This window comes from Helicobacter sp. (assembly GCF_029067145.1).
Classification (GTDB): domain Bacteria; phylum Campylobacterota; class Campylobacteria; order Campylobacterales; family Helicobacteraceae; genus Helicobacter_D.
This window is the reverse complement of the sequence record NZ_JAIEFA010000059.1, coordinates 1-8,334: the sequence shown is the minus strand read 5'-3', so window position 1 is coordinate 8,334 and position 8,334 is coordinate 1. Positions and strand designations below refer to the sequence as shown.

The 8,334-nt window shown below is 38.5% G+C and carries 6 protein-coding genes; 1 reads left to right on the top strand and 5 read right to left on the bottom strand.

Annotated features, from left to right (window positions below):
• Positions 1–1,319 (top strand): hypothetical protein (locus K2N75_RS06205; protein ID WP_300120166.1); only part of this gene is annotated, 1,319 nt, incomplete at its 5' end.
• A 121-nt stretch (positions 1,320–1,440) separates the two neighbouring features.
• Here K2N75_RS06205 and ligA read toward each other — a convergent pair.
• The 5 genes from ligA to K2N75_RS06180 all read right to left on the bottom strand — a co-directional run bounded on the left by ligA (position 1,441) and on the right by K2N75_RS06180 (position 8,247).
• A complete protein-coding gene (ligA, locus tag K2N75_RS06200; RefSeq protein ID WP_297681507.1) occupies positions 1,441–3,459 on the bottom strand; it encodes an NAD-dependent DNA ligase LigA in 2,019 nt (672 codons plus the stop codon).
• Positions 3,456–3,941: an S-ribosylhomocysteine lyase gene (gene luxS / locus K2N75_RS06195; RefSeq protein WP_297681505.1), complete on the bottom strand. Its 486-nt coding sequence runs from the start codon at positions 3,939–3,941 to the stop codon at positions 3,456–3,458. The genes ligA and luxS overlap by 4 nt, the downstream gene beginning before the upstream one ends.
• A 53-nt stretch (positions 3,942–3,994) precedes the next feature.
• Positions 3,995–5,068, bottom strand: coding sequence for an A/G-specific adenine glycosylase (locus K2N75_RS06190; protein WP_363318434.1), 1,074 nt, complete (start codon positions 5,066–5,068; stop codon positions 3,995–3,997).
• On the bottom strand, positions 5,043–6,050 hold the full coding sequence (locus K2N75_RS06185) for an LLM class flavin-dependent oxidoreductase (RefSeq protein WP_297681503.1): 1,008 nt from the start codon (positions 6,048–6,050) through the stop codon (positions 5,043–5,045). The genes K2N75_RS06190 and K2N75_RS06185 overlap by 26 nt, the downstream gene beginning before the upstream one ends.
• A gap of 136 nt (positions 6,051–6,186) precedes the next feature.
• The gene (locus K2N75_RS06180; RefSeq protein ID WP_297681501.1) at positions 6,187–8,247 is read right to left on the bottom strand and encodes a Cache 3/Cache 2 fusion domain-containing protein; all 2,061 of its coding nucleotides are present in this window, start codon (positions 8,245–8,247) and stop codon (positions 6,187–6,189) included.
• Positions 8,248–8,334 lie beyond the last annotated feature (87 nt).

Below are 8,334 nucleotides of genomic sequence, written 5' to 3'. Positions count from 1 at the left end.
CCCCCCCCCCCCCCCCCCCCCCCCCCCCCCCCCCCCCACCCCCCCCCCCCCCCCCCCACAAAGCCTATTTAGTTAGCTTTGGAGATACAAGGCTTGGAATCTCTATCTGTCGCTTTAAACAACAAGCGGAATCTTTAAGGGTGTTTGATAATGTTTTCATCTACACAGAAGCAAGCTTGCCCTTAGAGTTTGTGGAATACTTCAAAAATAAGCTTTATATGACAAATGAAAAGGGCGAGAGGATACCCACGCGCGGATTTGGGTATTGGTGCTGGAAGCCCCGAGTGATTTTAATGGCATTAGAGCAAATCCAAGAGGGAGATTTGCTCCTTTATTGTGATATTGGGTTTGAGTTTAATGCAAAAGCCAAAGAGAAAATGCAAGAACTCTTTTGCGATATAGATGCAAACGAGATTATGGGGTGTATTACGGATTATCCTGAAAAAGAATGGAACAAGGCAGACTTGCTTGCACATTTTGGCTTACTAGAGGATAGGGAATTTTTAGAATCTGGACAATGTGCTGCGGGGATTGTGCTACTCAAGAAAACGCAAAGAACAATTCAGATTATAAAGGAATGGCTTGAAGCCTTTGAAAAGCATTTTGAGCTCATTGATGATAGCCCATCTACGATTCCAAATCTTCCTGAATTTAGAGAGAATCGCCACGACCAAAGCGTATGGAGTGTGCTAAATAAAAAATACAAAATCAAAAATTATCCTTATAAAAAATGGTTTGACCAAAGTTATAGCGTGCTTTATAATCGCAATAAAATCTATCTTCCCGCACTTGTAGAACAGACAAAAGAACTTAATGAGATGATACGAGGGGCTTGGCGATATAGTTTTCAGTGGAATCCTAAAGTGTATCAAAGGAGTTTGGAGGAATATGCTAATAAGATTTTTAAAGACGAAGTGGAGTGTTTAAAATTTAAAATAAACTTTGGCACGGCAAAAGATAGAATCCACTCCCACCTAGCCTACAAACTAGGCTCTGCAATGATACTAAACTCTAAAAGTTTATGGGGATATATTAGAATGCCTTATGTTTTATCCTATATCAAAGAATCTCACAAAAAAGAGATTTTAGAATATGAGGCAAGAGCTAAAAAGAATCCCTCTTTGAAATTACCAAAGCTAGAATCTTATCCTGACTATCAAGGGGCTTTAAAAGAAAAACAATGCTTTACTTATAAACTCGGTGAAGCACTTATTGTTGCTAATTCTGTGCGGCGGGCGGGCGGGCGAATATTTGCCTATTTGCAATTTTTTCAAAAAGTGCGTGAGCTAAGAAAAGAGCTGAAAGAGAAAAGGAAATGAGATTTCACTTGTTATTGCAAGGCAAACAATCTATAATGGAAAATCTCGCTTTAGGGATTCCATTATAATAATTAATTTAATCCAACATTTTCTTGTGGAATCCCGCAATGACGCAGAATCTTTACTTAAGCATTGCATTAATCTCTTCCTCACTCACAATCTTGATGCCCAATTCTTGCGCTTTGGCAAGTTTTGAGCCTGCATTTTCTCCGCAAAGCAAAAAATCTGTTTTTTTGGAGATACTTCCGCTAACTTTCGCCCCAAGAGATTCCAATAATTCCTTGTATTCCTCACGTGCTTTGGACAATGTGCCTGTGATGACAAAAGTCTTGCCGCTAAATTTAGAATCTTGTGCCGAACTTTGTGTTGTGCAAACAGGAGAGATGAGCTCCAAAAGTCGCAAAAGTCGCTGAATATTTACCCTACAAAACTCATTTAAAGAAGCCGCCATTTCCTCTCCAAAGCCATCAAGAGCGATAAAGTCTTCATAGGTTTTTTGATAAAACTCTATCCCAAAATTATTGGCTAGTTTTTTGCTTGCACCCTCGCCAATATGTTCAATCCCAAGCGCATTGATAAAACGCCATAATTCCACCCCGCGCGTGGCGGCAATCGCATTGAGGAGATTCTGAATCTTTTTGTCTTTGAAGCCCTCCAAGTCCTTTAAGTCTTTTGGTTGCAAGGAGAATAAATCCTCAATGGAATGAATCTTTCCTGTGTCAAACAATGTTTCAACGATTTTTTCTCCCAAGCCATCAATATTGAGTGCCTTTTTGCTCGCAAAGTGGATAATAGAATTTTTTACACGCGCTTCGCAACTAAGATTTTGGCATTTAATCAGCTTTTCTTCTACAAGTAATTCACTTTGGCAAATGGGACATTTTGTCGGAATTGGACAAGGGATTTGTGTCCCATCACGCAAGGCGGGCAAGGATTTGATGATTTTTGGAATCACATCACCGCTGCGGATAAGAATCACAAAATCATTGATTTGAATATCCTTTTTTGCAACCTCATCAAAGTTGTGCAAAGTCGCACGACTGACTTTTGCTCCCTCAATCCTTATGGGTTCAAGCTCTGCCACAGGCGTAATCACGCCCGTGCGTCCTACTTGCAATGTGATTCCTAAGACTTTTGCTCTTTTTTCAATGGCTGGAAATTTGTAAGCGCAGGCAAAACGAGGGGCTTTAATCGTAAATCCAAGTTTTTCTTGTAGGGAAATGGAATCTGCACGCACTACCATTCCGTCTAAGGTTATCGGGTAAGAATCACGCTTGGAGATGAGATGAGAATAAGCATTTTGGATTGCTTGAATATCCTTGCAAAGCTCTACAAAAGGAGATTTTTGGAATCCTAGAGCATAAATTTTCTCCATAAGCGCAAAAAAGCTATCTTGGCTAGATTCCATAGAATCTTGCGCAAGGCTTGTAGAATCTAGGCTTGCAAAGTCCATAAAGTCCTTAAAGTCGCAAGCGCCCACACCCCAAGGGATAAATTGCAATTTTCGCTTTGCGGTGATTTTGGAATCTAGTTGGCGCAAACTTCCTGCGGCTGCGTTGCGTGGATTGGCAAACAGATTTTCTCCTAGTTGCAATCGTTCAAGATTGAGTTTTTCAAAATCATCTTTGGCAATTACACATTCCCCGCGAATCTCAATGCGTCCCTTATAGGTTATTTTTAGAGGAATGCTTGGAATCGTGCGCGCATTTTGCGTTACATTTTCTCCTACAAATGCGTCTCCTCTTGTCGCAGCACTTACTAAAATCCCATTTTCATAAAGGAGATTCAAGCTTGCTCCGTCAAATTTAGGACTAATAGAAAAGTTTAAAGTCTCGTGATTCGCCCCACGCAAGACGCGCTCCACCCAATCTTGTAATTCTTGCGGATTGAAGACATCTTCTAAGCTCCACATTCTTTGAATATGTTCTACTTTACTAAAGGATTCTAGCACCTTGTCTCCCACGCGTTGCGTAGGAGAATCGGGCGCGATATTTTGAGGGTTTTGCGATTCGTAATTTTTGACTTGATGATAAAGCGTATCGTATTCTTCGTCGCTTGCTATGGGGTCATCTAAAATATAATAATGTTTTGCCCACAGATTGAGGCATTCAATGGCTTTTAAATATTCTTTTAAAGTCATTGGAGATTAAGTTTTAAAGCTTCGTTATCCATAATGCCAATTCCCTTAGCCAATGTATTTTTGGCGATTTCTTGCGCTTCTTGTAAGGAGTGCATTAAATAAGTACCGCATTGTAGCGGGTTTGCCTCTGGAATCTCACTAACTTGCAAAATATCTTGCATACTTTTTTCCCACGCGTCTCGGACTTCCTGTGGAGTTGGTTTGCCAATAAGGCTCATATAAAATCCCGTGCGACAGCCCATAGGAGAAATATCAATTATTTCTACTTTTTGGCTATTTAAATGCTCACGCATAAAACCTGCAAAAAGGTGTTCTAAAGTATGGATTCCCTTTTCACTTAGTATTTCAACATTTGGCTTGCAAAAACGCAAGTCAAATACACAAATTTCATCTCCTTTTGGCGTGTGCATTATCTTACCAAGACGCACAGCAGGTGCTGGCATTTTTTTGTGATCTACTTTGAAACTATCTAAAAGCGGCATAAAGATTCCTTGTTTTTTGGGTTAATCAAAGTGCAAATATTAGCAAATTTCTATTAAAACAAGCCTTTTGTATGCAAAAATTTTAGGATTTTTAAACTTAGGGCAGACAGCGGCAAGGATTCTAAGGAATTACGCGTGAAAAACTCCAAAGAATCTTTGTTTGCAAAGTCGCTAGATAAGGAATCCAAAGCTACAAAGGGACAGAGATACATTTCTATTGTGAGATGATATTTTGTATAAGAATGCTTTAAGATTCCAAGTTTTTGACTTGTTCGTGCAAGATAGGGCGGAATCTGTGGGAAATTATAAAGCCCAAAATACAACTTCTCCTTGCTTTGTAAAAGTGCGATATTGGAATCTTGGATAAAAATCCCAAAATGCAAGGTTTGTTTTGTTGTTTTTGTCGGTTTGCTTTGTGTGAAATCCTGCCAATTCTCTTTTCCTAAGCAAAGATTATTCAAAGGACAATCCTCGCATTTAGGAGATTTTGGGAGGCAAACGAGTGCGCCTAAATCTAATAAGGCTTGATTGTGGTTAAAAGATTCCTTGTGGTTTAAAATGAGTTTTGCTTGGGATTCTAAAAGAGAGGGAGTGGCAGAGCGCAGGGCAAAAAGCCGCAAAAGAATGCGTTTGATGTTGGAATCTACAAAACTTACAGGCAAATCAAAGCCAAAGCACGCAATCGCTCCTGCGGTGTAAGCTCCGATTCCGGGAAGTTGGCGTAAGAGATGAACATCGCAAGGCAAAGGATTGTTGATGTCTTGAATCGTTGAGGGATTGGCATTATTAACGCAAATTTGTGCGAGTTTGTGCAGATTTCTTGCGCGTAAGTAGTATCCAAGCCCTTGCCAAGCGTGCAATACTTCTGAAACATTTGCTCCACTTAGAGCACGGAGGTTTGGGAAACATTCTAAAAAAGGGAAATAAAAATGTTCTAGCACCGCTTTTACTTGTGTTTGCTGCAACATCATTTCGCTAATTAAAACACGATAGGCACGATTGGGGGCTGATTTATCGCGCCAAGGTAGATGATGACGACCATAGAGTGCATACCAGCTCAAAAGTGTCTTTTGAGCATTTTTTAGTGTGGTTGGATTAGGCTTAGAATCCATTGAGATGAGGTGCAACGCATTCTTTATAAAGTCTAAGAATATTTTTAGAATCTTTAAGTTGAGAGGAAAGGAGTTTTAAAGAAAGTGTGTTAAAATGGATTTCTTTGCGTAATTCTAAAATTTGCTCCACGCAATCCTCTGGCGTCCCAACAATCATACAATTCGTAATTTTGTTTTTATTGAAAAATTCAGCTCTAAATTCTTCGTAATCACTTGCTTTGATGATTTCTTCAAAGGTTGGATTAGATTCGTTTGCGCGCAACATACATTGCGTAAAAATATCCACTCCCATCAGTGCTTTTTCTTGTGCGACACTTCGGTCTTCGTCAATATAAATAGCCCGTGTTAGCACAAATTCTAAATCTTTTGCACCATTTTCTGCAAAAATATCGTAAATTTCTTTGGCGCGTTTGGTGTCTAATGTCAATGCTCCTAAAAAGTTATAACCGCGTTGTGCAGAGATTTTAAGAGTCTCATCGTGATTGCTTGCGACATAGAAAGGAATCAATCCTTTTGGGTGAGGGCGAATGCTGATATTTTTAATATCGCAAAACTCTCCCTCGTAGCTTACTTGCTCCTTGAAAAGCAAATCATGCACGATTCTAGCATTTTCTAGCATAATCTTGCGGTTGTTTTGAGGGTTGTTACCCATTGAAATATCAAAAATCGGAAAAGCCCCACGTGCAAAACCAAAAAGGAATCTTCCCTTGCTTAACAAGTCCAATGTAGCAATTTCTTCAGAGAGTTGAATCGGGTGGTAATGTGGTAATAAAATTGCAGCACTTCCTACTTTGATATGTTGCGTGCGTGCAAGCGCATAGCTTATAAGGGTAAGGATAGCAGGGCAGAGTGTAAAACTATTGAAATGATGTTCTCCAATCCAAGCTTCATCAAAACCTAATTTGTCCGCATATTCTATCAGTTCAATAGCGTCTGAAATCGCAACTACTTCGTTATTTGTCCAATTCTCTACTAACTCAAAAATACTACTTTTCATTTCTGCCCCTAAGAATTAAAAATCACCAAATAATCTTAGCACAAAATTCTAAAATTTTTATAAATTACTCGTTTAAATGCGCGAAGCGGTAGTGGAGTTTTTGGTGGGTTGTAGAATCTAAAAGAGATTCTACATTTTAATATTTTTTCTTTTTTATATCCTCATTAATTGCGCTAGAAAGAGAGCTTAAGGTTTGGCTAATTTCTTGTGAATGGTTGGCAATATGGACATTAGATTCTGTAACTTGCTCTAGTTCGCTAATGGCGTCATTGATATGCGAAATATCCGCAACTTGCTCTTTGATAGAGTTAGAAACATCATTAATAGACTGCACGAGAATATTTGTATTTGCCTCAATCTCACTTAAGGATTTAGTGGTTCTCTCTGCGAGTTTTCTCACCTCATCGGCAACGACTGCGAATCCTCGTCCGTGTTCTCCCGCTCTTGCGGCTTCAATCGCAGCATTAAGAGCTAGTAAATTCGTTTGGTCTGCAATATCCTTAATCACGCTCACGATACTTTTAATATCCTCTGCCTGTTTTGTAACCTCTGCGGTTTTGTCGCTGACATTTTGAATAGTTGCATTGATTTGTTCAATAGAAGCTGCCGTTTGATTAATGCTTGTTGCTTGTCCTGTTGCTCCGTGTTGTAGTTCATCTACGGATTTTGTGATATTACTAGAGATTCCAGCGAGACTTTGTGCGGTTTGCATACGTTTTTCTATTGTGGAGACGGAGTTTTTTCGCAAAAGATTGATGGATTCATAAAGACTTAGAATATCTCCCTCAATATTTTCTATCTCACATTTTTTTCTGAAGTCCTCTTGTGAGTAGGTTTTAAGCAGTTCAATGCCACTTCCTACCATTGTTGCGATTTGCGTCAAAGCGTCATTAATGACATTTTTAAGCACCACAAGACTTGGGTCATAAGGTTCTTTGGTAATTTTGTGATTCAAATAGCCTTTTTTAATGCTTTCTGCTACTAAGACAGAATCCTCAATTGCCTCATTGTCTTGTTTGATGCCTTTTTCAATGCGTTGCATAGATTTATCTAGTTTATTGGCGATTTGTCCTATTTCATCTCCATTTTTGCTTTTGCAAAGCGGGGGCATTTGGTCGTTTTCGTGGTTAATATAATCCAAAAAATTGAGAATCGTTTTGGTAAGCGCTTGCAATCTGTTGAGGATTCCATACCGAATTGCCACAAGAGAAATAACCAAAATAACTACAAGCATTGCGAGGATTCCAATAAGGATAATGCGTTCTATTGCGTGATTAGCTTCTTTGAAATCTTCTAGTAAGGCTTCTGTAAGGATATAGATTTCAAAGTCAGAATTAAATCCGCTGTAAGTTCGGTAGTCTTTGTCGTTGTAGGTGTAATCTATAAATCCGCCTTTGGGCAGATTCTTGAATCTTTCTAAACTGCTTGGTTTGGTTTGGATTGGTGCGCCCAAAATAAACTCATCATAGATGGGGTCAATCATAATGATTTTTCCATGTTCGCCTATGGAAATCTTGTTTAAAGTTTCTTGGATTCCTTTATAAACATCAGTTAAATCGTGCGCAATAAAAAGCGCACCGATAATAGAATCTGTGCTATCTACAATAGGAGAATAGATACTCATATAATTTTTACCAAAAAGTTTAATTCTACCTATAAAAGTTTGCTTTTGGTTAAGTTTTTCAAATGCAGGGTGAGATTTGCCAAGTTGTGTGCCTAGAACACGATTCCCCTCAAGGTTTCTTAAAGAAGTTACAAGTCGTGTGAAATCTCCCTCATCGTCCTTAACAAAAATGGTCGCAACATTGGAAGTGAGATTTGTAAAATAATCCACTATATCTATCGCACGAGATAAATCGTTTCCATTATAGTAGAGATTCGGGATAGATTTACCCTCTATGGTAACATAATTTTGGCGAATATAAGAGTTTGCGACTTTATCCCCCTTGTATCGTTGTAAAATTGTTTCAAGGAGATTGAAAGACTTTTTTGTCTCTTCTAGCATTTGATTTGCAAAGAGATGGAAATTTTCATTTACAACGCGGTCAATTTGGCTTAATCTTAACTCAAGTTGTTTATTTGTATGAGAGGTCATCATTGAATCAATGAATAGCATAAAAGGAATCATAATTACGATAAACACTGCAATTTGTTGCAACAAAAACTTTTTACCAAGTGATAAATTTTTCCAAGACATAGAACTTAACCTCCATTAATGATTTATTTATGTTGCCTAATCCATAATATAAGTTTTAATCATTATATTAGAATAATTATTTATAAT

Coding starts and splice junctions, on each gene's coding strand:
- K2N75_RS06180 (WP_297681501.1), bottom strand. CDS start 8,247: ATGTCTTGGAAAAATTTATCACTTGGTAAAAAGTTTTTGTTGCAACAA.
- ligA (WP_297681507.1), bottom strand. CDS start 3,459: ATGACTTTAAAAGAATATTTAAAAGCCATTGAATGCCTCAATCTGTGG.
- luxS (WP_297681505.1), bottom strand. CDS start 3,941: ATGCCGCTTTTAGATAGTTTCAAAGTAGATCACAAAAAAATGCCAGCA.
- K2N75_RS06185 (WP_297681503.1), bottom strand. CDS start 6,050: ATGAAAAGTAGTATTTTTGAGTTAGTAGAGAATTGGACAAATAACGAA.